21 protein-coding genes are annotated in these 25,536 nt (G+C 65.4%); 10 read left to right on the plus strand and 11 right to left on the minus strand.

What is annotated here, in order from left to right; all coding sequences use genetic code 11:
* Window positions 1–4: 4 nt before the first annotated feature.
* The 3 genes from glmS to D4754_RS04880 all read left to right on the plus strand — a co-directional run bounded on the left by glmS (window position 5) and on the right by D4754_RS04880 (window position 3,296).
* The gene (gene glmS / locus D4754_RS04870) at window positions 5–1,828 is read left to right on the plus strand and encodes a glutamine--fructose-6-phosphate transaminase (isomerizing) (protein ID WP_121061800.1); all 1,824 of its coding nucleotides are present in this window, start codon (window positions 5–7) and stop codon (window positions 1,826–1,828) included.
* 18 nt (window positions 1,829–1,846) lie between these two features.
* Window positions 1,847–2,401: a pyridoxamine 5'-phosphate oxidase family protein gene (locus D4754_RS04875; protein ID WP_121061801.1), complete on the plus strand. Its 555-nt coding sequence runs from the start codon at window positions 1,847–1,849 to the stop codon at window positions 2,399–2,401.
* A 217-nt stretch (window positions 2,402–2,618) separates the two neighbouring features.
* On the plus strand, window positions 2,619–3,296 hold the full coding sequence (locus D4754_RS04880; RefSeq protein ID WP_121061802.1) for a DNA alkylation repair protein: 678 nt from the start codon (window positions 2,619–2,621) through the stop codon (window positions 3,294–3,296).
* 152 nt (window positions 3,297–3,448) lie between these two features.
* Here D4754_RS04880 and D4754_RS04885 read toward each other — a convergent pair whose 3' ends face one another.
* The gene (locus D4754_RS04885) at window positions 3,449–3,967 is read right to left on the minus strand and encodes a hypothetical protein (RefSeq protein WP_121061803.1); all 519 of its coding nucleotides are present in this window, start codon (window positions 3,965–3,967) and stop codon (window positions 3,449–3,451) included.
* Between the two features lie 94 nt (window positions 3,968–4,061).
* Here D4754_RS04885 and moaA point away from each other — a divergent pair, with 94 nt between their 5' ends.
* From moaA to D4754_RS04900, 3 genes are read left to right on the plus strand one after another with little or no spacing between them, the layout of a single operon-like run.
* Window positions 4,062–5,075, plus strand: coding sequence for a GTP 3',8-cyclase MoaA (gene moaA, locus D4754_RS04890; RefSeq protein ID WP_121061804.1), 1,014 nt, complete (start codon window positions 4,062–4,064; stop codon window positions 5,073–5,075).
* Complete coding sequence (locus tag D4754_RS04895) at window positions 5,075–6,376, plus strand: 3-deoxy-D-manno-octulosonic acid transferase (protein WP_121061805.1); 1,302 nt, start codon at window positions 5,075–5,077, stop codon at window positions 6,374–6,376. Before moaA ends, D4754_RS04895 begins: the two co-directional genes overlap by 1 nt.
* On the plus strand, window positions 6,369–7,406 hold the full coding sequence (locus D4754_RS04900) for a glycosyltransferase family 4 protein (RefSeq protein WP_121061806.1): 1,038 nt from the start codon (window positions 6,369–6,371) through the stop codon (window positions 7,404–7,406). Before D4754_RS04895 ends, D4754_RS04900 begins: the two co-directional genes overlap by 8 nt.
* A 376-nt stretch (window positions 7,407–7,782) precedes the next feature.
* Here D4754_RS04900 and D4754_RS04905 read toward each other — a convergent pair whose 3' ends face one another.
* The 5 genes from D4754_RS04905 to D4754_RS04925 all read right to left on the minus strand — a co-directional run bounded on the left by D4754_RS04905 (window position 7,783) and on the right by D4754_RS04925 (window position 14,417).
* Window positions 7,783–8,949: a M20 aminoacylase family protein gene (locus D4754_RS04905; protein WP_121061807.1), complete on the minus strand. Its 1,167-nt coding sequence runs from the start codon at window positions 8,947–8,949 to the stop codon at window positions 7,783–7,785.
* Between the two features lie 100 nt (window positions 8,950–9,049).
* Entirely contained in the window at window positions 9,050–10,213 is a 1,164-nt protein-coding gene (locus D4754_RS04910; protein ID WP_121061808.1) for a M20 aminoacylase family protein, read from the minus strand.
* A 9-nt stretch (window positions 10,214–10,222) separates the two neighbouring features.
* The gene (locus tag D4754_RS04915; RefSeq protein WP_121061809.1) at window positions 10,223–11,395 is read right to left on the minus strand and encodes a M20 aminoacylase family protein; all 1,173 of its coding nucleotides are present in this window, start codon (window positions 11,393–11,395) and stop codon (window positions 10,223–10,225) included.
* 3 nt (window positions 11,396–11,398) lie between these two features.
* Window positions 11,399–12,571: an acetylornithine deacetylase gene (gene argE, locus D4754_RS04920; RefSeq protein WP_121061810.1), complete on the minus strand. Its 1,173-nt coding sequence runs from the start codon at window positions 12,569–12,571 to the stop codon at window positions 11,399–11,401.
* A gap of 16 nt (window positions 12,572–12,587) precedes the next feature.
* Window positions 12,588–14,417: an ABC transporter ATP-binding protein gene (locus tag D4754_RS04925; protein ID WP_121061811.1), complete on the minus strand. Its 1,830-nt coding sequence runs from the start codon at window positions 14,415–14,417 to the stop codon at window positions 12,588–12,590.
* A gap of 353 nt (window positions 14,418–14,770) precedes the next feature.
* Here D4754_RS04925 and D4754_RS04930 point away from each other — a divergent pair, with 353 nt between their 5' ends.
* From D4754_RS04930 to D4754_RS04940, 3 genes are all read left to right on the plus strand, one after another.
* Window positions 14,771–16,471 carry a peptide ABC transporter substrate-binding protein gene (locus D4754_RS04930; RefSeq protein ID WP_121061812.1) on the plus strand — a complete coding sequence of 567 codons (1,701 nt, stop codon included), beginning with the start codon at window positions 14,771–14,773 and terminating at the stop codon, window positions 16,469–16,471.
* A gap of 359 nt (window positions 16,472–16,830) precedes the next feature.
* Window positions 16,831–17,838 (plus strand): ABC transporter permease, encoded by a 1,008-nt coding sequence (locus D4754_RS04935; RefSeq protein ID WP_121061813.1) that lies wholly within the window; start codon window positions 16,831–16,833, stop codon window positions 17,836–17,838.
* Entirely contained in the window at window positions 17,831–18,796 is a 966-nt protein-coding gene (locus tag D4754_RS04940; RefSeq protein WP_121061814.1) for an ABC transporter permease, read from the plus strand. Before D4754_RS04935 ends, D4754_RS04940 begins: the two co-directional genes overlap by 8 nt.
* Window positions 18,797–18,865: 69 nt before the next feature.
* Here D4754_RS04940 and D4754_RS04945 read toward each other — a convergent pair whose 3' ends face one another.
* From D4754_RS04945 to D4754_RS04960, 4 genes are all read right to left on the minus strand, one after another.
* Window positions 18,866–20,143, minus strand: coding sequence for a DUF3422 family protein (locus tag D4754_RS04945; protein ID WP_121061815.1), 1,278 nt, complete (start codon window positions 20,141–20,143; stop codon window positions 18,866–18,868).
* A 101-nt stretch (window positions 20,144–20,244) separates the two neighbouring features.
* Complete coding sequence (locus D4754_RS04950; protein WP_121061816.1) at window positions 20,245–20,652, minus strand: PaaI family thioesterase; 408 nt, start codon at window positions 20,650–20,652, stop codon at window positions 20,245–20,247.
* Between the two features lie 186 nt (window positions 20,653–20,838).
* Window positions 20,839–22,284 carry an NAD(P)(+) transhydrogenase (Re/Si-specific) subunit beta gene (locus tag D4754_RS04955; RefSeq protein ID WP_121061817.1) on the minus strand — a complete coding sequence of 482 codons (1,446 nt, stop codon included), beginning with the start codon at window positions 22,282–22,284 and terminating at the stop codon, window positions 20,839–20,841.
* A gap of 13 nt (window positions 22,285–22,297) precedes the next feature.
* A complete protein-coding gene (locus tag D4754_RS04960) occupies window positions 22,298–23,872 on the minus strand; it encodes a Re/Si-specific NAD(P)(+) transhydrogenase subunit alpha (protein WP_121061818.1) in 1,575 nt (524 codons plus the stop codon).
* A gap of 276 nt (window positions 23,873–24,148) precedes the next feature.
* On the opposite strand from D4754_RS04960, the gene D4754_RS04965 reads away from it, so the two are divergent.
* Window positions 24,149–24,901: an SDR family NAD(P)-dependent oxidoreductase gene (locus tag D4754_RS04965; protein ID WP_121061819.1), complete on the plus strand. Its 753-nt coding sequence runs from the start codon at window positions 24,149–24,151 to the stop codon at window positions 24,899–24,901.
* 120 nt (window positions 24,902–25,021) lie between these two features.
* Here the strand turns inward: D4754_RS04965 and D4754_RS04970 are convergent, their stop codons facing one another.
* Window positions 25,022–25,486 carry a DUF2269 family protein gene (locus D4754_RS04970; RefSeq protein ID WP_121061820.1) on the minus strand — a complete coding sequence of 155 codons (465 nt, stop codon included), beginning with the start codon at window positions 25,484–25,486 and terminating at the stop codon, window positions 25,022–25,024.
* Window positions 25,487–25,536 lie beyond the last annotated feature (50 nt).

The raw sequence follows: 25,536 nt of genomic DNA on the forward strand, positions 1-25,536 counted from the left end.
CCCCATGTGCGGGATCATCGGAGTACTGGGCGATCACGAGGCCGCCCCCGTTCTGGTCGAGGCGCTGAAGCGGCTCGAATACCGGGGCTACGACAGTGCCGGCATCGCCACGGTCAACCATGGCGTGCTGGACCGGCGACGCGCGGTAGGCAAGCTGGTGAACCTGTCCGACAAGCTGGTGCATGAACCGCTGGCCGGCAAGGCAGGGATCGGCCACACCCGCTGGGCCACCCATGGTGCGCCCACCGAAGGCAACGCCCATCCCCATCGCGGCCGCACTGTGGCGGTGGTCCATAACGGCATCATCGAGAATTACCGCGATCTGAAGGACGAACTGAAAGGTCAGGGCGTCACCTTCGAGACAGAAACCGATACCGAGATCGTGGCCCTTCTGACCCAGCGGTACATGGACGAAGGCCTGTCCCCCGTCGATGCCGCCTACCGCACCATCGACCGCCTGTCCGGCGCGTTCGCGCTGGCGTTCCTCTTCGACGGCGAAGAAGACCTGATCGTCATCGCCCGCATGGGCCCGCCGCTGGCCATCGGGCATGGCGACGGGGAAATGTACGTGGGCTCCGACGCCGTGGCGCTGGCGCCGCTGACCGACCGGATCACCTACCTTGAAGACGGCGACCGGGCCGTGGTCACGCGAACCTCGGTCGAGATCCGCGACGCGAACGGAGACCTCGCCAACCGCGAGATCCGCCTAGTCCGGGCCGAAGCCACCCGCGTCGACAAGGCCGGCTACCGCCATTTCATGGCGAAAGAGATCGACGAACAGCCCACCGTCATCAGCGAAGTGATCAACGCCTACGTGCCCGCGGGCGCCGACGCGATCGAGATGCCCGGCATCGATGTCGACTTCGCGAAGGTCGACCGTCTGGTGATGTCGGCCTGCGGCACGGCCTTCAACGCCTGCCTGACGGCGAAATACTGGTTCGAAAAGCTGGCCCGCATCCCGGTGGAAATCGACGTCGCCTCCGAATTCCGCTACCGCGAGCCGCCGGTGGTGGACGGCACCGTGGCACTCTTCGTCTCGCAATCCGGGGAGACGGCCGACACGCTGGCGGCGCTGCGCTATTGCGAGGGCAAGGCAGACCGGATCCTCGGCATCGTCAACGTCCCCGAAAGCTCCATCGCGCGGGAAAGCTCGGCCGTGCTGGAACTGCACGCGGGCCCCGAAATCGGCGTCGCCTCCACCAAGGCCTTCACCGCCCAGCTGACGGTGCTGCTGCTGCTGGCCCTGAAAGCCGCCGGCGACCGCGGCACGCTGAGCGCGGACCAGATCGCCGACCGCCTCGCCGCGCTGCGGGGCCTGCCGGCGGTGATGAACACCGCGCTTGATCTGGGCGAGACCGTCGAACGCATCGCCATGGCGGTGTCGGAGGCGCGCGACGTCCTCTTCCTGGGCCGCGGCACGATGTATCCGCTGGCCATGGAAGGCGCGCTGAAACTGAAGGAAATCAGCTACATACACGCCGAAGGTTATGCCTCGGGCGAGCTGAAACACGGCCCCATCGCGCTGATCGATACCAATGTGCCGGTCGTAGTGCTGGCCCCCGATGACGATCTTTTCGACAAGACCATGTCGAACCTGCAGGAGGTCATCGCCCGCGGTGGCAAGGTGATCCTGATCTCCGACGAACGGGGCATCGGCCGGGCGGGTGACGGGCTCTGGCATGCAATCCCGATGCCGAAAGTCCATGCGGATCTGGCCCCGATCCTCTATGCTGTGCCCGCGCAACAGCTGGCCTACCACACCGCCGTGGCCAAGGGCACGGATGTCGACCAGCCGCGCAACCTGGCGAAGTCGGTGACGGTGGAATAGACGCAGGAGACCAGACAAATGGCCAAGCAGTTCGACAGTATCGAGGATGCGCACAAGGCCTTCATCGAAGACCAGCCCCTGTTCTTCGTGGGCACGGCCGGGCCGGACGGCCGGGTCAACGTCTCGCCCAAGGGCATGGAGTCGCTTCGTGTCATGGACCCGCACCGGATCCTGTGGCTGAACATCACCGGATCGGGCAATGAAACCGCGGGCCACCTGAGGGAAATCCCGCGGATGACGCTGATGTGGTGCTCGTTCACCACCCGCCCGCTGATCCTGCGCGCCTACGGCACCGCCCGGGCCGTCCACCGCACCGATGACGACTGGGCGGATCTCTCGGCCCATTTCCCCGCCCACCGCGGCGCCCGCCAGATCTACGACATGCGCGTCGACATGGTGCAGACCTCCTGCGGCTATGCGGTGCCCTTCATGGACAATCCGCGCCACCGGGACACGCTCGACCGCTGGACCGACGGCAAGTCCGACGACGACATCGCCGCTTACTGGCAGGAGAAGAACACCGCCACCATCGACGGCAAGCCCACGGGCATTCCCGTCCCAGCCGACACATGACGGTGCGTGGAGACCACGCACCCTACGCCCACCCCAAGCACCGGTCCCCTGTTTCTTCTTTTCAAAAATACTCCGGGGGAGTCGCGCCGCAAGGCGCGGCGGGGGCAGCGCCCCCACCCCACCCCGACCCATTGATCCGGCCGGGCCTCCCGGCACCCCTCGCCCAGAAACATCACGAGGCGGAGTTCACCAAGCCGCCTTCCCGGAACGGATCTCCATGCCCCTGATCGACGACTACCTCCCCCAGCTCGAAGCCCTCACCGACCCGGAGCGCGCCGAACAGGCAAGGGCCTACCACAAGGTCGACCGCCGCCATCTGGGCCTGCGCAACCCGCAGATCGCCGACCTGGTGAAAACCTGGCGCGCCGAACTGCCCCTCGATGACCGCACCCGGCTTGCGGACGAACTCTGGCAGACCAACATCCACGACGCCCGCGTCGCCGCCGCCAAGCTGTTGACGCAGGCCCGCATCCGCCCCGACGACGCGGTCTGGGACCTGACGCAAAGCTGGGTGCCCGATTTCGACAGCTGGGCCATCGCCGACCACGCCTGCGAAGCGATCCGCCGCCGGCTGACCGCCGATCCCGCCCGGCTGGATACGGTTGAGATCTGGACCCGTTCCGACCACATGTGGACCCGCCGCGCGGCGCTTGTGGCAACGCTACCCTGGGCCCGGCAGAACCATCCCAAGCCCGAAGAACTGGACGCCCGCGACCGGATCCTGGGCTGGGCCGCGTCCTATGTGCCCGACCGGGCATGGTTCATCCAGAAGGCCATCGCCTGGTGGGTGCGGGATCTCTCGCGCCACGATCCCGAGCGCGCGCGTGCATGGATAGAAGTGCATGGCGCGGGTATGAAGCCCTTCGCCCGCAAGGAGGCGGCGCGGCATCTTTGAGCAGCGGTGGGGCGTGCGTTTCCTGCCGGAATGGGGGCTCTGCCCCCAAACCCCCGAGGTACTTGGGAACCAAAGAAGTTCAGGAGCGGCGGGCAACGCGCCGTAGGGTGTGTGGTCTCCACGCACCGTAACCAGGGCAACGAAGCGCCGGTTCAACCCGGGTAGACGTCGAGTTCAACCAATTCCGTCAACGGCGCGCGCAAAACCTGCATGGCTTGCAGCGACAGCCGACTGCTGCCTGTCGTGGGGCCTTCGAGCGGGATCAGCGTGACCGTGGCCTCCACCCCGCTTTCGGCGGCGATGATGCGGCCCTTGCGTTCGCTCGTCACCAGCGGCGTTTCCAGCCACAGGCCCGGTTTCGCCGGATCACCAAGGCTCGCCACCGTACGCTGGGCCCCTGCGGCGGGCGGCGGCGGGGGATTGGGCGTGATCGCGGCGACGGGGGTCGCGGCAAGCGCGGCCTCGGCCTGGTCCGTTTCGGCATCGACGCGCGCCTGGTCTTCGGCCGAGACGCCTTGGCCTATCCCCGTCGCATCGTCCGGCGGGCCGATGTCATCGGGAGTGCCCGAAAGCTTGGACAGGATCGGCACGTTGGCCATGCTCTGCCCAAGCGAGTCGCAGCCCGGCACAAGCAGGATCAGGGCCGTCGAAAGGAGTATCGCGGTACGCATTCCCCCACCCTAGTGCCCGCTCCACGCGCCCGCAATCGCCAAGCGTTAACCGCCGCCACTTGTACCTTCGGTCCCGCGGTTATACCTCTGGTCCATGTCCGATACCGCCCCCCTTATCGACCCGTTCCAGCGTGCGATCTCGTACCTGCGGGTCTCGGTCACCGACCGGTGCGATTTCCGCTGTGTCTACTGCATGTCGGAAAACATGACCTTCCTGCCGAAGAAGGAGCTTCTGACGCTGGAGGAGCTGGACCGGCTGTGTTCCACCTTCATCCACCTTGGCGTGAAGAAGCTGCGCATTACCGGCGGTGAACCGCTGGTGCGGCGCGGCATCATGACCTTTTTCGAAGGCATGGGCCGGCATCTGGAAAGCGGCGCACTGGACGAGCTGACGCTGACGACCAATGGCTCGCAGCTGGAACGCTTCGCGGATGACCTCTACGCGACCGGCGTGCGGCGGGTGAACCTGTCGCTCGATACGCTGGACGAACAGAAATTCGCCGACATCACCCGCTGGGGCCGCCTGCCCCAGGTGCTGCGCGGCGTCGACGCGGCGCAGAAGGCGGGCCTTCGGGTCAAGATCAACGCCGTGGCGCTGAAGGGCTTCAATGAAGACGAACTGCCGCGCATCACCGAATGGTGCGCCGAGCGTGACATGGACCTGACCTGGATCGAGGTCATGCCGATGGGCGATATCGGCAACGAGGACCGGCTGGATCAGTACTGGTCGCTGAAGGACGTCCGCGCGCGCTATGCCGAGAACTACACGGTCACCGATCTGGCCGAACGCACCGGCGGGCCTGCACGCTATGTGCGGCTGGAGGAGACGGGCCAGAAGATCGGCTTCATCACGCCGCTGTCCCACAATTTCTGCGAAAGCTGCAACCGGGTGCGCGTGACCTGCACGGGCGAGATCTTCATGTGCCTGGGCCAGGAAGACCGCGCCGATCTGCGCGGCGCCCTGCGCGCCCATCCGACGGATGATGCCCCCCTGGAAGAGGCGATCCGCGGCGCCATCGCGCTGAAGCCCAAGGGCCACGATTTCGATTACTCCCGACAGCGGCTGGACGGGCAGATGACCCGTCACATGAGCCACACGGGCGGCTGATGCCTGCGCCCACGGCGCTTTACCGGGTCTACCGGCTGGCCACGCGGGCCCTTGCGCCGATTGCCTATCGGAAGGTTGCCGCAAAGCTGGCGGCGGGCGGCGTGTCTGAAGTGCGCCAGCGGGAGCGGCTGGGCTATGCGTCCGTGCCCCGGCCCGACGGCCGTCTGATCTGGTTTCACGGCGCGTCCGTGGGAGAAAGCCTGTCGGTCCTCAGCGTGATGGGCGAGATGGGACGGCGCTGCCCCGACCTGTCCTTCCTTCTCACCTCGGGCACCGCGACCTCCGCCAGGATCGTGGCCGACCGTCTGCCGGTGCGAACCCGGCACCAGTTCGCGGCGCTGGACGCCCCGGGCCCCGTCCGCCGGTTCCTGGATCATTGGCAGCCCGAGGCGGCGATCTTCGTTGAAAGCGAACTGTGGCCCGTCACGCTGATGGAAACGCAAGCGCGCGGCGTGAAGCTGGCGCTGCTGAACGCGCGGCTCTCCGAGGGATCGCGCACGGCATGGGGCAAGCGGCCCGCATCGGCCGCGATGCTGATGGGCTGCTTCGATATCCTGATCTCGCAGAATGCCGAGCAGGAAGGTTACCTGCGCGACATGGGCGCGCCCGCGGACAGGATCCGCACCGGAGCCAACCTGAAATCCGTGGGCGCCCCCCTGCCCGTCGATCCCGAGGCGCTGGCCCGGATGCAGACCGCGCTGCAAGGCCGCCCGGTCTGGGCCGCGTCCTCGACCCATCCGGGCGAGGAAGAAGTGGTGCTCGACGCCCACCGTGCGCTTCTGAAACGCTGGCCCGACCTGTGCCTGATCCTCATCCCCCGCCACCCGGAGCGCGGCGACGATGTCGAGACGCTGATCCGCGCGGCGGACCTCCCGCTGGCCCGCCGGTCGCGGGACGAGGCACTGACCGGCGACACCTCTGTCTACCTCGCCGATACGCTGGGCGAGACGGGGCTGTGGTACACGCTCTGCCCCGTCGTGTTCCTGGGCGGCGGGCTGGCGAAGGTGGGCGGGCACAACCCGTTCGAACCGGCCCGCGCAGGGGCTGCGGTGATGACCGGGCCGCATGTGTTCAACTTCTCGGAAACCTTCGCGCCATTGATCGAAACCGGAGGCGTGGTGGACGTCCACGACGCCAAGGCCATCATCGAAACCGCCGACCTGTGGCTGACCGATCCCGGCGCGCGGTCGCGTGTGCAATCCGCGGCGGAAGGCTTCGTGACATCCGCGGACAAGGGTGCGATGGAGGCGGTGCTGGCGCCCTTGATGGCGGCGCTGGGGCTGGAGAGAGATGATGCCTGAACTGTTCGTGACCAATTTCAACCGCAACATCACCGGTGTCGGCTCGACCATCGCCAACCTCGTCCCGGTGCAGGCAGGCCAATACGACCTGCGGCTGGTGGGCTATCCGCTGGAGGGCTGCCCCGATCCGATCACGGTCTCGGAAGCGCGCGAACTGTCTCAGAAAGGCGCCGAAGGCCGTCCCTTCGCGATCTGGCACGTGCGGCGGAACACGGAAATGCGCTCGGCCATCTGGGCCCGGGATGTGCTGCGGCTGCCGATCAGGATCCTGTTCACGTCCGCGGCGCAGCACCGGCATTCGGCGCTGCCGCGGTGGCTGATCTCGCGCATGGACGCGGTGATCGCCACGACCGAAAAGGCCGCGAAACTGGTCCCGCATGTGCGCCAGGTGGTGCCGCATGGCGTGGTGACCGACCGCTTCACCCCCGCGCCCGACCGGGCCGCGGCGTGGCACGCGTTGGGGTATGGCGGCACGATGGGCATCGCGACCATCGGCCGGGTGCGGCCCGAGAAAGGCACCGACGCCTTCGTCGCCGCCATGATCGAGCTTCTGCCCCGGCTTCCCGGCGCGGTAGCGCTGATCGTCGGCAAGGCCACGCGGCAGCATGCGGGGTTCGAAGCCGCGCTCAAGACACAGGTGGCGCAGGCCGGATTGTCGGATCGGATCATATTCACGGGGCTGGTCGACAACGACCGGCTGCTTCAGATCATGAAGGCCGCGTCACTGGTGATGCAGCTGCCCAAGGGCGAAGGGTTCGGCATCGTCCCGCAGGAGGGCATGGCCAGCGGCACGCCCTTCGTGGCAACGGATGCAGGGGCCTATGCCGAACTGGCCGCCAATTCCGGCGCCGGCCAGATCGTCACCCCGCCCCAGGCCGCCGAAGCCGCCCACGCGATCCTGAGCGATCCGGAACGGCTGGACACCATGTCCCGCGCCGCGCGCGTCGCGGCCGAGACCCGCTACAGCATTCAGACCGAAGCGGCGGGAATCGCGGCCGTCTACGAAAAGATCTGGGCCGAAGGATCCTGAGCAGCGGTCGCAAGGGGGGCTCTGCCCCCGTCGCGCCGGCAGGCGCGACTCCCCCGGAGTACTTGTGAAAAGAAGAACAAGGGGCGCACCCTGCCCCGGTGCACGGAAATCCTCCAAGCCATCTCTGCGGAGCCACCGTCGCCTGGGGCCGGCAGGAGCGGTCGCGGGCGTTTCGTCAAGGGGCCGCAGGCCCGCGCGGACGCGCGGCTTGCCCTTGACGGGGCGGGCGCGACCGCTCAGGCCAGACCCGGGCGACGGTGGGTCTGCAGAGATGGCGGGCCCATCTCTGTGGTGAACCCGAGCTGACCTTGACCGCACAGCACACCCGTCGCCGCCGGGCCGTAGGGTGCGTGCTCTGCACGCACCGCACCCTGCCTCATGCCGCCGGCATGCGGCGTTCGACGATCTCCGCCCACCACGAACAGCCCGCCGGGATGGCTTCATCGTTGAAGTTGTAGTCCGGCGTGTGGACCTTGGCCGTGTCGCCGTTGCCCACGAGGATGTACGCGCCGGGCCGTTCTTCCAGCATGAAGGCGAAATCCTCGCCGCCCATGACCAGATCGGCTTCGTCATCGCATTCGCCCGCAACGGACCGGGCCACGTCGGCCGCGAAGGCCGTCTGGTCTTCCGAGTTGATCATCACCGGGTAGTTGCGGTGATAGGTCAGGTCGATCCGGCCGCCGAAGGTGGCGGCGACACCGGCGCAGATCTCGGTCATGCGCTGTTCGGTCAGATCGCGCATGCCGGGCGACATGGTGCGCACCGTGCCTTTCAGGTGCACCTTCTGCGGGATCACGTTGAACGCCTGGCTCGACGTCACGAAGGACGTCACCGACACCACGACCTGATCCACCGGATCGGCGTTGCGGCTGGCGACGGTCTGCAGCGCCGTGACCAGGTGCGCGGCCATCACGGTCGTGTCCACCGTCTCGTGCGGCTTGGCGGCGTGGCCGCCCTTGCCTTCCAGTTCGATGTCGAACACGTCGGTCGCGGCAAAGAACGGGCCCGGGCGGATCGCGAAGCTGCCCACGGGCATGCCGGGCCAGTTGTGCATGCCATAGACCTCCTGGATGCCCCAGCGGTCCATCAGGCCGTCCTTGCACATCTCGCGCCCGCCGCCGCCGCCTTCTTCGGCCGGCTGGAAGATGACAACGACGGTGCCATCGAAATTCCGCGTTTCGGCAAGGTACTGCGTTGCACCCAGCAACATCGCCGTGTGGCCGTCATGGCCGCAGGCATGCATTGCGCCCGGGGTCTTCGACGCGTAATCGAGCCCTGTTTCCTCAAGGATCGGCAGCGCGTCCATGTCGGCGCGCAGGCCGATGACCTTGCCCGCGCTGTCGGACTTGCCCTTGATCACGCCCACGACACCGGTCTGGCCGATGCCTTCGACCACCTCGTCGCAGCCGAAAGCGCGCAGCTTTTCGGCCACCAGCGCCGAGGTGCGGTGGGTGTCGAAAAGGATCTCGGGGTTCTCGTGAATGTCGCGGCGCCATTCGGTGATGTCGGCGTGCAATTCGGCGAAACGGTTCTTGATGGGCATCTGTCTTCTCCTTCAGGAGGCATGCATCCGGCTCTCGATCCGCCGGGTCCTTGCCGGGCGGACGGCCGGATGGCCTCGTAATGCTAAATTCGGGGCGCCCTCAGGCGGCGGGCATGCGGCGTTCGACCAGTTCGGCGAACCATGAACAGCCCGCGGGCGTGGCTTCATCGTTGTAGTCGTATTCCGGGTGATGCACCTGTGCCGTGTTGCCGTTGCCAAGGAAGATGAAGGCGCCGGGACGTTCCATGAGCATGTAGGAGAAATCCTCTCCCCCCATGATCAGGGGCGCCTCGGCGCACTCCCCGACGACCGAGCGCGCGACGTCGGCCGCGAATTCGGCTTGTTCCTTCGCGTTGATCGTGACGGGCACATAGCGGTGATAGCGCAGTTCCGCCGTGCCGCCGAAGGTTTCGGCGCTGTGGTGAACGATCTCGGCCATGCGGGCTTCGATCACGTCCTGCACTTCGGGGCTGTGGGTGCGGACCGTGCCGCGCAGGCGGACGGTTTCCGGGATGACGTTATAGGCGTGGGTCGCCGTATCCACCGCGCAGACCGACAGCACCGCCTGCATCACCGGATCGGCATTGCGCGACACGATGGTCTGGAGCGCCAGGATCATGTGCGACGCCATCACGGTGGTATCGACCGTTTCATGCGGCTTGGCGGCGTGACCACCCTTCCCCGTCAGGTCGATGAAGAATTCATCCGTCGCGGCCATCATGGGGCCGGGGCGGATCGCGAATTCGCCCACGGGGATGCCGGGCATGTTGTGCAGGCCATAGACCTCGTCCACGCCGTACCGGTCCATCACGCCCGCATCCATCATCGCCTTGGCGCCGTGGCCCAGTTCCTCGGCCGGTTGGAACAGCAGCACGACGGTGCCGTCGAAGTTCCGCGTATCGGCAAGGTAGGCCGCGGCCCCCAGCAGGATCGAGGTGTGCCCGTCATGCCCGCAGGCATGCATCGCGCCTTCGGTCTGCGAGGCATGGCCCGCCCCTGTCTGTTCGACGATCGGCAGCGCGTCCATGTCGGCGCGAAGCGCGATTACCTTACCGGATCCACCGGCCTTGCCCTTGATCACGCCCACGACCCCGGTCTGGCCCACGCCTTCGACAACCTCGTCACAGCCGAAGTCGCGCAGCTTTTCGGCCACGATGCCGGCGGTGCGGTGGGTTTCGAACCCGATCTCCGGATGGGCATGAATATCGCGGCGCCATGCGGTGATGTCGGGCAGAAGGGCGGCGAACTGGTTCTTGATCGGCATTTTGTGACCTCAAGCTGCCGGCATGCGGCGTTCGACGATTTCGGCAAACCAGGACGATCCGACCGGCAGGATATCGTCCGTGAACACGTAGGCGGGATGGTGGCACATGGGCGTGTCGCCATTGCCAAGGAACAGGTAGGCGCCGGGGCGGGCTTCCAGCATGTAGGCGAAATCCTCGGCCGGCATGATCGGGGGCGTGTCGGTGTCGACGCCCGCGTCGCCCACCACCGCGCGGGCGGCTTCCGCGGCATATGCCGTCTGGTCATCGTGGTTGACCGTCACCGGGTAACCCCGGTTGTAGGCGATATCCACCGTCGCGCCATAGCCCACGGCCGTGGCTTCAAGGATGGCTGTCACGCGCTCTTCGATCAGGTCGCGGATCGGGTTGTCGAGCGTGCGCACCGTGCCCTTCAGGTTCACCGTCTGGGGGATCACGTTGTAGCTGTCGGTATCGGACAGCATCGTTGTCACCGTCACTACCGCCGATTTCAGCGGATCGACATTGCGCGACGTGATGGAGTTCAGCGCCACCACCATCTGGGCCGCGACGAGGTTCGTGTCGATGGCATCGTGGGGCACTGCCGCGTGGCCGCCCTTGCCCGTCACCGTGACGTCGAACGTATCGACCGAGGCCATAAGCGCACCTGGCCGGACGGCGAACTGGCCCACGGGCAGGCCCGGCATGTTGTGCATGCCGTACACTTCCTGCACGCCCCACCGGTCCATCATGCCATCGTCGACCATGGCCTTGCCGCCTGCGCCTTCCTCTTCCGCGGGCTGGAAGATCAGCACGACGGTGCCGTCGAAATTGCGTGTCTCGTTCAGGTACTTGGCGGCTCCCAGCAGCATCGAGGTATGGCCGTCATGGCCGCAGGTATGGGCCATGCCGGGATGGGTCGACGCATAATCGACGCCCCCGACCTCGTCCATCGGAAGCGCGTCCATGTCGGCGCGCAGGCCGATGACCCGGCCCTTGGTGTCGGACTTGCCCTTGATCGTGGCCACGATGCCTGATTGGCCGACACCGGCGGTGACATCCTCGATCCCGAATTCCTCCAGCTTTTCAAGCACGTAGGCGGTGGTCTTCGGCAGATCGTATTCCAGTTCCGGGATCGTGTGCAGGTGGTGGCGCCAGCCGGCGATCTCGGGCGCCATTTCGGCGAGACGGTTTCGGATCGGCATGGTCTAGTTTCCTCCCAGCCGGGTGAGAAGCTTCTGCATGAAGGCCTTCCCGGCATCGAATTGGTCGATGGTGATGAATTCGTTCGGCTGATGCGCCTGGGCAATGTCGCCCGGCCCGCACACGACGGCGGAATAGCCGTGGGTCTGGAAATGGCCGGCTTCCGTGCCGTAGCTCACGGCATGCGTGCCGTTGTCGCCGGTGATCGCGCGGGTCAGCGCCTCGGCCGGGCCGTTTTCTTCGGGCTTCAGGCCCGGGACAAGGAAGAACGGCGTGAGCTCGATGGAGCTTTCGGGCCGACGCTTCTGCATCTGGGCCTCGATCTGGCGGACACCGTCAACAAAACGGTCCGACCACGTGTCGACGCTTTCCGTCGGCAATACCCGCATTTCGACGGGAAATTCGCAATCCTTGGCGGTGATGTTGCGCGCCGTGCCGCCCTGGATCTGGCCCACGTGGAAGGTGGTGAAGGGCGGATCGAACAGCGCCGCCGTCGCGGTGGGTGTCTGGCTCTGGATCTCCTCGTTCGTGCGGTTGATCCATTCCAGCACCCGCGCGCCTTCAAGGATCGCGCTGACACCATAGGGCAGAAGTGAGGAATGCACTTCAACCCCATGAACATGCACAAGAAACCCCTGCCCGCCCTTGTGCGCGGTGACGGCCTGCATCATCGACGGCTCGCCCACGATCACGCTTTCGCCCTTGGGCAGAACCGGGGCCATTGCCTCGATCAAAGGCGCGGCGCCGATGCAGCCGACTTCCTCGTCATAAGACAGCGCGATTTGCAGCGGGCGTTGCAGATCGTGGCCCGATGCCTCGACCAGCGCCCAGATGGCCAGCGCGTCGAAGCCCTTCATGTCGGTAGTGCCGCGGCCGAACAGCTTGCCGTCCTGTTCCACCACCGTGAAGGGATCGGTGTCCCACGCCTGCCCGTCCACGGGCACCACATCGGTATGACCGGAGAGCACGACAGCGCCGTCCTCCCACGGGCCGACATGGGCGAAAAGCGCCGCCTTCTGGCCGGTCTCGTCGTAATGGCGGTGCGTCTCGATGCTATGGGTCGAAAGGTAGTCTTCGACCCAGTCGATCAGCGGCAGGTTGGAATCGCGGCTGACCGTCGGAAACGAGACGAGCGCATCCAGGATCTGGCGGGGGGATAGTCTTTCGGATGCAGTCATGGTTCTTCTCTGGCGTTCAGTAGCCGCTGTCCGTGGTCAGGATCAGGTGCCCCGGCGCGACTTCATGGTATCGGGATCGATCGGGCCTGTAATCTGGCCCGTGGATCGGCGACGGGATCGGTTTGAAATTCAGGTCTTTCTCCGACTTGCGGTTGGTCGGGTCGGCCACCGGCACGGCCTTCATCAGCGCCTTGGTATAGGGGTGCTGCGGGTTTTCGAACACCTGGGCGCGCGACCCCATTTCGACGATCCGGCCAAGATACATCACGCCCACGGTGTGCGACACCCGTTCGACCACGGCCATGTCGTGGCTGATGAACAGGAAGGACAGGCCCAGATCGGCCTGAAGCTCCATCATCAGGTTCAGCACCTGCGCCTGCACCGACACGTCCAGCGCCGAGACACTTTCATCCGCCACGATCAGTTTCGGGTTCAGCGCCAGCGCGCGGGCGATGGCGATCCGCTGGCGCTGGCCGCCCGACATCTCGTGCGGATACCGCCGCATGAAGCTGCGGGGCAGTTGCACCCGGTCGAACAACGACGCGACGCGGTCCTCGATTTCCGAGCCCGAGGCGATGTTGTAGTTCCGCATCGGCTCGGCCACCTGATCCAGCAACTGCATCTGCGGGTTCAGGGACGCGAACGGATCCTGGAAGATCATCTGCATGTCGAGCCGCGCCGTGCGCAGCCCTTCATTGTCGAGCGCCATGATATCGACGCCGTCCAGCAAGATATGGCCCGACTGCGGTTGCACCAGCCGGAGCAGCGACCGCCCCGCCGTGGATTTCCCGCACCCGGATTCGCCGACAAGCGACAGCGTCTGCCCGCGGTTGATTTCGAAGGACACATCCTCGACCGCGTGCACATTGGCGACCGTCCGCCGCAGAAGGCCGCCCAGAACGGCGAAACGGGTGGTCAGGTTCTTGACCGACAGCAGCACCTCATCGGTGCCGGGGATCGGCGCGATGTTCTGGCCTTCGACGCCCATCAGCTTCATCGGCTCGGGCGCGGCCTTGCCCGTCATCTCGCCAAGCTTCGGCACCGCGGCCAGCAGCGCCTTGGTATAGTCGTGTTTCGGGTTGGCGAAAATCTCCTCGACCGGGCCCTCCTCCACCTTGTTGCCGCGATACATGACGACAACGCGGTCGGCCATCTGCGCGACCACGGCCATGTCGTGGGTGATGAACATCACTGCCGTCCCGGTTTCCCGCTTCAGCCGGTCCATCAGGGCCAGGATCTCTGCCTGAATCGTCACGTCGAGCGCGGTAGTGGGTTCATCCGCGATCAGCAGCCGGGGACGGCAGGCCATTGCCATCGCGATCACGACCCGCTGGCGCATCCCGCCCGACAATTCGTGCGGGAATTGCTTCAACCGGCGTTCGGGTTCGGGAATGCGCACCTCGCGCAGCAGTTCCAGCGCGCGCGCCTCGGCCTCGCGCCGGTTCATGTTCTTGTGGACGCGCAGGCCTTCGGTCAGTTGCCGGCCAACGGTGAAGACGGGGTTCAGGGCCGTCATGGGCTCCTGGAAGATCATCCCGATCTCGTTGCCGCGAATGTGGCGCATGTCGTCCTGATCGGTGTCGACAAGGTTCACGTCGGGACCGTTGCCACGGTCGAACATGATGCGGCCGCCTTCGATCTCACCGCCGCCATATTCGATCAGGCGCATCATCGACAGCGACGACACCGATTTCCCCGACCCGCTTTCGCCCACGACACACACAGTTTCGCCCGGCTTGATGTCGAAAGAGACATCCTCCACCCCGACAACCGGGCCATCCCGGGTTCCGAAGACAACGCGAAGCCCTTCGATCCGGGCAATGGGCGCAGTCTCTTGGTCGAGCATGTCGGAACCTCCGTTCGGGAATCGGGCCGGTTTCGGAACGATCGCCGCGTATCGCGGCTGTTTCCCGGTCCCTGTCCGGCGACGCTACGCCCGGATTCAGGGCGGTGTCAAACCCTGCCCCTAAGGCTGTTTCCGCCGGTTTCGGCTTTCGCTACGGTAAGGCTTGCTTTTTCGACAGCATCTGCTTCGATGCTCGAAGACCGGGCAAACAGGGGCATTTTCCGTATGCGGTTGCTACCAATTTCCGCATTACGCATTGAATCGAAACGAATCCGCCTCTCCGGTACTCACAGCACCCCGCCAACGAGCGGGGGCGCAAGAACGATCAATACAACCACAGGGAGTCACTCGACATGAAACTCAAACCCCTTCTGCTCGGCGCCGTTGCCGGTGCGGCGCTTGCAAGCGCGGCCCAGGCCGAGCGCGGATCGGATGGCAATGTCTCCATCATCTACTGGCAGGCGCCGTCGATCCTGAACCCGTTCCTGTCCGGCGGCACCAAGGACGTTGAAAGTTCCAGCCTCATCCTTGAACCGCTCGCGCGTTACGACCAGGACGGCAACCTGGTGCCCTGGCTGGTCGACGAGGTGCCGACCGTGGAAAACGGCGGCGTGTCCGAAGACCTGACGACGATCACATGGAAGATCACCGAAGGCCTGAAATGGTCGGACGGCTCGCCGTTCACCTCGGCCGACGTGGTGTTCACCGCGGATTACTGCATGGACCCGGATGGCGGCTGCGCCCAGGTCACCAAGTTCGGCGGCGTGACCTCGGTCGAGGCGATCGACGACCTGACCGTCAAGGTCACCTTCGACGGCCCCACGCCGTTTCCCTATGGCCCGTTCGTGGGCGGTGAAAGCCCGATCCTGCAGAAGGCCCAGTTCGCCGATTGCATGGGGGCCAAGGCGCCGGAATGCACCGAACAGAACTTCAACCCGATCGGCACCGGCCCCTTCGTGGTCACCGACTTCCGTCCGAACGACGTGATCCAGCTGGAAGCCAACGAAAACTATCGTGATCCGGCGAAACCGGCCTTCGCGACCGTGACCTTCAAGGGCGGCGGCGATGCCACCGCGGCAGGCCGCGCCGTGATGGAAACCGGTGAATACGATTACGCCTGGAACCTTCAGCTGGCGCCCGACGTGATCGCCCAGATGGAAGCCGGCGGCAAGGGCACGCCCGTGGCAGGATTCGGCCCGCTGACCGAGCGGATCATGATCAACCACACCAACCCCGACCCGTCGCTTGGCCCGGACGAACGTGCCGTCGTCAAGCCGCACCCGATCCTGAAGGATCCGGCGGTCCGCAAGGCGCTGTCGCTGGCGATCGACCGTCCGCTTCTGGTGGAAATCGGTTACGGCCAGGCTGGCAAGGTCACCTGCAACCTGGTGCCGGCGCCCGAAGTCTACAATTCGGATACCTTCGATTGTTCGACCCAGGACCTGGAACAGGCCAACAAGCTTCTTGACGATGCCGGCTGGATCAAGGGTCCCGACGGTGTGCGCGAGAAGGACGGCGTGCGCCTGAGCCTGCTGTACCAGACCTCGACCAACGCCGTGCGCCAGGATTTCCAGGCGCTGATCAAGCAGTGGTGGCAGGAGATCGGTGTCGAAACCGAACTGCGTAACGTCAACGCGTCGGTCTTCTTCGGCGGAGACCCGGGTTCCCCCGACACGTTCCAGAAGTTCTATGCCGATGTCGAAATGTACGCCAACACGTTCAACGGCACCGATCCGCAGAGCTACCTGGGCAACTACCTGTGCGACAAGGCGCCCAGCCCGGCGACCCAGTGGCAGGGCGAGAACGTGACCCGCTTCTGCAGCGAAGACTATGACGCGCTGCACAAGAAGATGACCGAAACCGCGGGCATCGAGGAGCGGTCCAAGATCGGCAAGCAACTGAACGACATGCTGATCGAAGAAGGCGCGCTGATCCCGCTGGTCCACCGTGGCCGTCTGTCCGCCCATTCGAACACGCTGGGCGGCGTGATCCTGAACGTGTGGGACACCGAGCTGTGGAACGCAGCCGACTGGTACCGCAAGCAGGGCGCGTAACGGCGCCATGCGCTTCGTGACCTGATCCTTGACGTGCCCCGGACCACCCGTCCGGGGCACGTCTGTTTTCCGGGATCGGCCATGCCACGGCACCCGCATTGCGCGTGATTTGCTCCTGTGCACGGCAGAGGCGATGCGATTAAACTTACGGCAGGTGACGCTTATTGCGGCGCAGGCCGTTCTAAGTTCAACACGTTCAACAGGCCCCGTGCGATGCAGAGGCCAAGACGCCTCCGGCCACGGCCACCAACATGTCATGAGACCGCCCCAAGGCGGCAAATGCAGGGTAGTATGAGAGACACGCAGATCCGACTGGACCGGCTCCGCCGTCCCGTTCCGAACCGCACCGGAGGCCGCCGATGCTGACCTTCACGATCCGCCGGCTGATCGTGGCCGTGCCGACGCTGCTGTTCATCAGCCTCGTCATCTTCCTTCTTCTGGAGCTGGCGCCGGGCGATCCCATGGCGCAGGTGCCGCTAACGGTGCCGCCGGAAGTGAAACAGAAAATGCGCGAGGCGCTGGGGCTGGGCGAACCCGTCCCCGTCCGCTTCTGGAAATGGATCGTCCAGTTCTTCTGGATCGAACCGCAGGTGCTGATCGACCATATCTTCGGCACCAACCTGGCCGAGGGCAAGCTGCGGGTGATCTCGTGGCAGACCCGGTCGCCCGTCATGGACATCGTGGCGCAACGGATCCCGCAGACGCTGTGGGTCGTGGGCACCGCCTATGTCGTGGGCATCCTGATCGCGCTCCCCATCGGCATCTACTCCGCCTACCGGCAGTATTCGTGGTTCGACCAGGCCGGGACCTTCGTGTCGATGGTGGGCTTTTCCGTGCCGCCGTTCTTTTCCGGCGTGCTGGTGATCGTGATCTTTTCGGTCAATCTGGGCTGGTTCCCGTCGATTTACGACACGACGCTGGTGGTGAACGACTGGGCCAGTTTCAAGCAACAGCTGATGCAGATGATCATGCCGGTCATGGTGCTGGCCCTGCAGATCACGGCGCAGATCAGCCGGTTCATGCGGGCCTCGATGCTCGACAACCTGAACCAGGATTACGTCCGCACCGCCCGTGCCAAGGGGCTGGGGGAACGCACGGTCGTGTTGATCCACGTGCTGCGGAACTCGATGATCCCGGTCGTGACTGTGATCGCGCTGGGGGTGCCCGCGATCTTCGGCGGCGCGATCATCACCGAGCAGGTCTTCAAGGTGAACGGGATCGGCCAGCTGCTGATCACCGCGATCCAGGCCAACGACCTGCCGATGGTGCAGACGCTGACCTTCATCTTCGCGGTGCTGATCGTGCTCTTCAATCTTGTTGCCGATGTGCTTTACGGCATCCTCGACCCAAGGATCCGCTATGACTGATATCACCGCGCAACCGATGCCGACGAAACCGCCCCGCAGCCAGTGGCGCAATGTCTGGGACCAGTTCCGCCATCACCGTGGCGCGATGATCGGGGGCATCACGTTCCTGCTGATCGTGGCGGGCGTGGTGATCGGACCATTCATCTACTGGAACGATCCAAAATTCGTGCCCACGGGGCGGGATTTCCTCACGCTTCGCGACATGCGGCCGATCTACGTGGCGCTGTGGGATCCGTCCGCCAAGGTCGATTGGGCCTATCCGCTGGGCACCGACAACCTTGGCCGCGACACGCTGGGCCGGCTGCTGCTGGGCGGGCGCGTGTCCATCGCCGTGGGGCTGACGGCGATGATCCTTGCCCTGTTCCTGGGCACGCTGATCGGGCTTGTCGCGGGCTACTTCAAGCGGCTCGACGGGCCGCTGATGCGCCTGACCGACCTGTTTCTGGCCCTGCCGATCCTGCCGATGATCCTCGTGGCCTCGGTCCTGTTCCGCGAGGCGCTGTCGGCAGCACTTGGGCCCGAGGGCGGGATCTTCGTGCTGATCGTCTGCCTGATCGGGGTGACAAGCTGGATGCCCACCGCGCGCATCGTGCGCGGCGACGTGCTGGCGCTGAAGGAGCGGGAGTTCGTGCTGGCCGCACGCTCGCTGGGGACCCGGAACCGCAAGCTGATCTCGCGCCATATCCTGCCCAACGTGCTGTCGCCGATCATGGTCTCGGCCACCTTGGGGATTGCCACGGCGATCATCACCGAAAGTGCCCTGTCCTTCCTTGGCTTCGGCTTCCCGCCCGACTTCCCGACATGGGGCAAGCTGCTGAACGACGCGGTCGACCGGATGGTGCTTTATCCCGAACGCGTGGTCTGGCCGGGGCTCGCGATCTCGATCACCGTTCTGGCGGTGAACTACCTGGGCGACGGCCTGCGCGACGCGCTCGACCCGCGGATCCGCGGACGCTGAGGCACGGCATCAAGGCCCGGACAGGAAGGCCCTTCAAAGGGCCTTCCGAAATCTGGCCCCGGGACATCGTCACCGGAATCGCCGGCGGATGCGGCGCACCATGACCCAGACAGCCGCGATCACCGGCAAGGCCACCATGGCCATCACCGCCTCCTTGCCGAAGCCCGCCTCCGCCCCCAGCGGCGCCAGCACGTAGCCAGCCAGAGACACCGCGTAGTAGCTGACGGCCACGACCGACAGCCCCTCGACCGTGTGTTGCAGGCGCAATTGCATGTCCGCGCGCCTGTCCATGCTTTCCAGCAGCTTCTGGTTCTGCGCGCTGCGGTCCACGTCGACCTTCGTCCGCAACAGGTCGCCCGCCCGCATCGCCCGGTCCGACAAGGTCTCGATCCGTCGTTCGGTGGCCGCGACCGTCCGCATCGCGGGCTCGTACCGGCGTTGCATGAAATCGGCGAAGGTCTGGCGCCCGGTGAACCGAGCCTCCCGCAGCGCCGCCGTCCGCTGTTGCACGATGGCCTCGTAAGCCCTTGTCGCCCCGAAGCGGAACGCGGCCTCCGCCCCGATCCGCTCCAGCTCCGCCGAGATCTCCAGCAGCCGCGGCAGCGTGTCCTCGGGCGGCGTCACGGCATCCGTCATCTCGGCCATCAACCCGCTGAGTGCCGCGTCCAGCCGCCCCACGGCGGGAGAGAGATCCTGGGCCCGGGCAAAACCCAGCATCGACATGGCCTTGTAGGTCTCCATCTCGCACAGGCGTTGCAGCACGCGGCCCACGCGCCGTTCGCCCGTGTCGGGATTGACGAACAACGCGAACCGCATGTGCCCGGCCGGATCGATCCGGAAATCCCCCGCCGCCACGCCCGCATCGTCCAGAACATGGGCCGCGGCAAGGCTTTCGGGCACGAACCAGTCCTGCAGGTGGGTCACGATCCGGTCGTCGGACGGGCGCGGCAGCACCTCGATCAGGACCGAGCTCATCCGCTCCCCGGGGCTGTCCTCCAGCCAGTCCTTCGGGAACAGGTCGAACGCCGCGGGATCGAACGGGCCCAACCCGTCGCCATCGGTGAAGACGGTATAGGTCACGAACTCGGTATGGCTTTCCCACTTGATCCGGTGCCGCCCGATCTGACCCGTGTAATGCGTGGCGCCCGGCTGCGGGTGCGCCGCGCCGTGCCGGTCGAGCAGCAGGATCAGATGCGCCCGGTCCGCGCCCCGATCCCGCGCGGCGGCATCCGCGTTGCGCTTGATCGCAAGGTAGACCACCCGCGAGGGCGCCGAAACGGTCGGAAACGGCCGCGCGTGAAGCTCGTTGGCCAGCCGGTAACGGAGCGGATGATCGGAAAAGGGCATGACGGCGCCTCCTGTCGCTCCCGAAGATATAGCAGCAGACGGAGCTCAGGCAAATAACCAACTGATATTCAACAGTTTATCGGATACCGTCGCATACCGCCTCAGGCCGGCACCGCCACGATGGTGCCTTGCGCAATCGCACAGAGCTTTTCCGCGCCCTCGTTCTCGACGAAGATCCGGCACTGGCAGACGGCCTGCGTGCGGCCCTTCGCGACCACCTCGGCCCGCGCGATCAGCCTGTCGCCGATGCCCGGCCGGACGTAGTTGATCTTGAATTCCGACGTCAGCACGGGCCCCATCTGAACGCCCGCGGCATAGGTCAGCGTGGTATCGGCCATCGCGGCCATGACGCCGCCATGCACGAAGCCCCGCTCCTGCTTGTGATCGTCCCCGACCTCCAGCCGCATCTCGGCCCCGCCCTCGTCGAGCCGTGTGAGCGTGAACCCCACGAACCGGTTGAACGGCTGCCGGTCGAGGATCGTCTTTCCGAAATCGAGCCCATCTGTCATCGCTTGCGCCTCCCTGCCCCTGTCATCTGTCAGGGTTTCATGGTCCTGTCAAAATCTCCGAAGGCCGGGCCTGGCGTCGCGCTGATCCGGGGGCTCTGCCCCCGGTCTCGGTGTCGCGGCCCGAAAGAAAACGGGCCGGAGGCATTGCCCCCGGCCCGCTGTTTCAGGCGATGATCCTGCGTGGGATCAGTCGACCATCGGCATCAGCTTGTCGAGCGAGGCTTTCGCGTCGCCGTAGAACATACGCGTGTTGTCCTTGAAGAACAGCGGGTTCTCGATGCCGGAATAGCCCGTGCCCTGGCCGCGCTTCGACACGAAGACCTGCTTGGCTTTCCACACTTCCAGAACCGGCATGCCGGCGATGGGCGAGTTCGGATCGTCCTGCGCCGCCGGGTTCACGATGTCGTTCGAGCCGATCACGATCACCACGTCGGTTTCGGGGAAATCGTCGTTGATCTCCTCCATTTCCAGCACGATGTCATAGGGCACCTTGGCCTCGGCCAGCAGCACGTTCATGTGCCCCGGCAGACGGCCCGCGACCGGGTGGATGGCAAAGCGAACCTGCTTACCCTGCGCGCGAAGCTTCTTGACCAGTTCCGAAACCGCGTTCTGGGCCTGCGCCACGGCCATGCCGTAGCCCGGCACGATCACGACGCTGTCGGCGTCGTTCAGGGCCGAGGCGACACCGTCGGCCTCGATCGCGATCATCTCGCCCTCGACTTCCATCTGCGGGCCTGCCGTGCCGCCGAAGCCGCCCAGAATGACCGAGACGAAGCTGCGGTTCATGGCCTTGCACATGATGTAGGACAGGATCGCACCGGACGAGCCCACCAGCGCACCGACCACGATCAGGAGGTCGTTGCCCAGGGAGAAACCGATGGCCGCCGCCGCCCAGCCGGAATAGCTGTTCAGCATCGACACCACGACCGGCATGTCGGCGCCGCCGATGCCCATGATCAGATGATAGCCGATGAAGAGCGCCAGTGCCGTCATCAGGAACAGCGGGAACAGCGCGCCCGAGCCCAGGTACCAGAAGAGGCAGATCAGCGAGATGCCCGCCGCACCGGCGTTCAGCATGTGACCGCCCGGCAGCTTCGTCGCGGACGAGGTGACCTTGCCCGCCAGCTTGCCGAAGGCCACGACCGACCCGGTGAAGGTGATCGCACCGATGAAGACGCCCAGGAAGACCTCGACCTTCAGGATACCGATCTCGACCGGGGTCTTGTGCGCGACGGTCGAGGAGAAGCCCTTGAGCGCAGCCAGCGCCGCTTCGTCACCGGCCGCCTGCAGCTCCGCGACCGCGTTCATCACGAACTCGGCGTTGAAGCCCACGAAGACCGCGGCCAGACCCACCAGAGAGTGCATGGCAGCGACAAGCTGCGGCATCTCGGTCATCTGGACGCGCTTGGCGACGAAGAAGCCGATGATGCCGCCCGCGGCGACAAGGATCAGCGACAGAAGCCACAGGCCCGATCCCGGGCCGATCAGCGTGGCGAAGACTGCAAGCCCCATGCCGACGATGCCGTACCAGACGGCGCGCTTGGCGCTTTCCTGGCCCGACAGGCCCCCAAGGGAGAGGATGAAAAGAACAGCCGCAGCAACATAGGCGGCAGTGGTGAAACCGTATTCCATGGTACCTGCCCCTTTAGGATTTCTGGAACATGGCGAGCATGCGCCGTGTCACGAGGAAGCCGCCGAAGATGTTGATGCCGGCCATGAAGATCGAAATCGCCGCGAGCAGCAGCACCAGGAACGACCCCGATCCCAGCTGCATCAGGGCGCCCAGGATGATGATCGACGAGATCGCGTTCGTGACCGCCATCAGCGGCGTGTGCAGCGAATGGGCGACGTTCCAGATCACCTGGAAGCCCACGAAGACCGCCAGCACGAACACGATGAAGTGCTGCATGAAGCTGGCCGGCGCGATCAGGCCCAGAAGCAGGATCAGGCCCGTACCGACGGCGAGCAACGTCACCTGGCTTTTGGTCTGGGCCTTGAACGCGGCCACTTCCTTGGCGCGCTTTTCTTCCGGCGTCAGCTCGGGGACCTTTTCCTTGGGCTTCTGCGCGGCGATGGCGGCCACTTTCGGCGGCGGCGGCGGGAACGTCACTTCCTTGTCGTGGGTGATCGTCGCGCCGCGGATCACGTCGTCGTCCATGTTGTGGTTGACGACGCCGTCCTTCTCGGGCGTCAGGTCCGTCATCATGTGACGGACGTTGGTGGCATAAAGCGTCGAGGATTGCGTCGCCATCCGGCTGGGGAAGTCGGTATAGCCGACGATGGTCACGTCGTTGTCGGTGACGATCTTTTCGTCCTTCACCGTCAGTTCGCAGTTGCCGCCCCGTTCGGCGGCTAGGTCGACGATGACCGAGCCGGGCTTCATCAGCTCGACCATGTCCTTGGTCCACAGGATCGGCGCGTCGCGGTTCGGGATCAGCGCGGTGGTGATCACGATGTCGATGTCAGGCGCCAGCTCGCGGAACTTCTCCAGCTGCTTTTCCTGGAATTCAGGACTGGAGGGCGCCGCGTAGCCGCCCGTCGCCGCCCCGTCCTGGGCCGGTTCGTCGAATTCGAGGAACACGAACTCGGCGCCCATGCTTTCGATCTGCTCGGCCACTTCGGGGCGCACGTCGAAGGCGTAGGTGATGGCCCCCAGCGATGTCGCGGTCCCGATGGCGGCAAGACCCGCCACACCGGCGCCGACCACCAGCACTTTGGCAGGCGGCACCTTGCCGGCAGCGGTCACCTGACCGGTGAAGAAGCGGCCGAAATTGGCGCCCGCTTCGATCACGGCACGGTAGCCCGCGATATTGGCCATGGACGACAGCGCGTCCATCTTCTGGGCACGCGAAATTCGCGGCACCATGTCCATCGCGATCACGGTCGCGCCCTTGGACGCGGCAAGTTCCATCAGCTCGGCATTCGAGCCGGGATAGAAGAACGAGATCAGCGTCTGGCTGGGTGTGAGCCGCTTGACCTCGGTTTCCGTGGGCGGGCGCACCTTGGCGATGATGTCGGCCGCCTTGTACAGCTGAGCACCCGTCTTGATGATCTCGACCCCGGCCTTCTCGTAGGCCGCGTCGGTGAACCCGGCGGCCAGTCCGGCCCCCGTCTCGATCAGGCATTCATGTCCCAGTTTCTGTAATTGAAGGGCGCTGTCGGGCGTCATTGCCACCCGTGCTTCACCCTCAAACACCTCTTTAGGCGTCCCGATTTTCACCTTCGCGCTCCCCTTACCTGTCGCGGATAACCGTCTTTAACGACGGGTTCATTCGAACAGTCACCTATCTGTGGGCTACCAACAACACAAGAATGCTTCGTCAGACTGTTAGGTTTTGTCGCAATCTTGCGCGCCCCCCGGAACCGAACCGCCGGAAGATTGCGCACCTGACAAGTGTCAGTCAACCCGTGGCGTGTTGTGCCCCAACGACGCAGCTTGCGGGCCGTGCGGCGCACTCTAGGGTGGCGCCGGACATGAAGCGAGGAGAATTCGGACATGGAACTGGCAGGAAAACACGCGCTGGTGACGGGCGGCGGCACGGGCATCGGCCTGGCCATCGCCAAGGCATTGGCGGCGCAGGGCGTGCAAGTGACGATCACCGGGCGGCGGCAGGAGGTGCTGGACGAGGTCGCGGGCGACGGCCTGTTCGGCCTGGCGATGGATGTCCGGGACGAGGCCGACGTCGATGCCAAGATCGCCGCGGCGGTCGACGCGCGGGGGCCCGTCCAGATCTGCATCGCCAATGCCGGCGTGGCCGAAGGCCGGGCCTTCCACAAGATGTCGCTGGAATTCTGGCGCAACATGATGGCGACCAATCTGGACGGTGCCTTCCTGACCATCCGCGCCTGCCTGCCGGGCATGCGCGAGGCCGGCTGGGGCCGCGTGATCACGATCTCTTCCGTCGCCGGGATCAAGGGGCTCAAGGGCGCTGCCTGCTATACAGCGTCGAAGCACGGCCTTATCGGGCTGACCCGCGCGCTGTCGGAGGACTACCTGGGCACCGACATGACGTTCAACGCGATCTGCCCCGGCTATGTCGCCACGCCCATCGTCGACCGGAACGTGACCTCGATCTCGGAACGCGCGGGCGTGTCGGCGGACGAGGCGCTGAAGATCATGGTCGAGGCCAACCGCCACAAGCGCCTGATCGACGCCGATGAAATCGCGGCCGCCGCGATGTGGCTCACCGGCCCCGGCTCGCAAAGCGTGAACGGACAGGTGATCGAGATCGCCGGCGGCCAGATGTAGCAGACCCCTGCCCGCCCATCGGCGCGCGCCCGGGCCGCAAGCCGGCTCCGGCGCGGCAGGCGCCGGTGGCGGCGGGGGTTGGGCGGGCGGGCTGCCCGGGCGCGCGCCGCCGCTTGAACCTCAGATCGCGGGCTTCAGGACCATCACCCACATGATCAGAAGCGCGCCCAGAAACGCCGGCACGCCGCAAAGAAGGGAGATACGGTGGTATTTCAGAAAGTCCTGTGACAAAGGCTTTCGCGCGTCGCGCGTATCCTCGGCCAGGTTGCGCATCTGCACCTGCGCCAGGACCACTGGCACACAGAGAACCACGACCATCACGAAAACGACCAGGGACAGAAGCAACCAGCCCTCGACGAACGAATGCCCCTTCATGCCGGCCAGAATGGATCCTGTGATCGCAAGGATCACAACCGACGGCATGGTCAGGAAGAGCTCCATCGACAGAACCGAACCGGCAATGTGCGCAGCCCGTGTCGAACTTCGCGTGGCTGTCGCGCGCGCGAGAAAGAAAGCGATCCCGAAACCCGTGCCAAGAAAAATTGCAGAACTCAAAAAGTGTAAGAACATCAACACGTTGTACATTATTCTTAGTCCAGTCCTGCGTACGTCCAGTTCAAGTGAAAAAGGGGTTG

This window comes from Chachezhania antarctica (assembly GCF_003646465.1).
Taxonomy (GTDB): Bacteria; Pseudomonadota; Alphaproteobacteria; order Rhodobacterales; family Rhodobacteraceae; genus Chachezhania; species Chachezhania antarctica.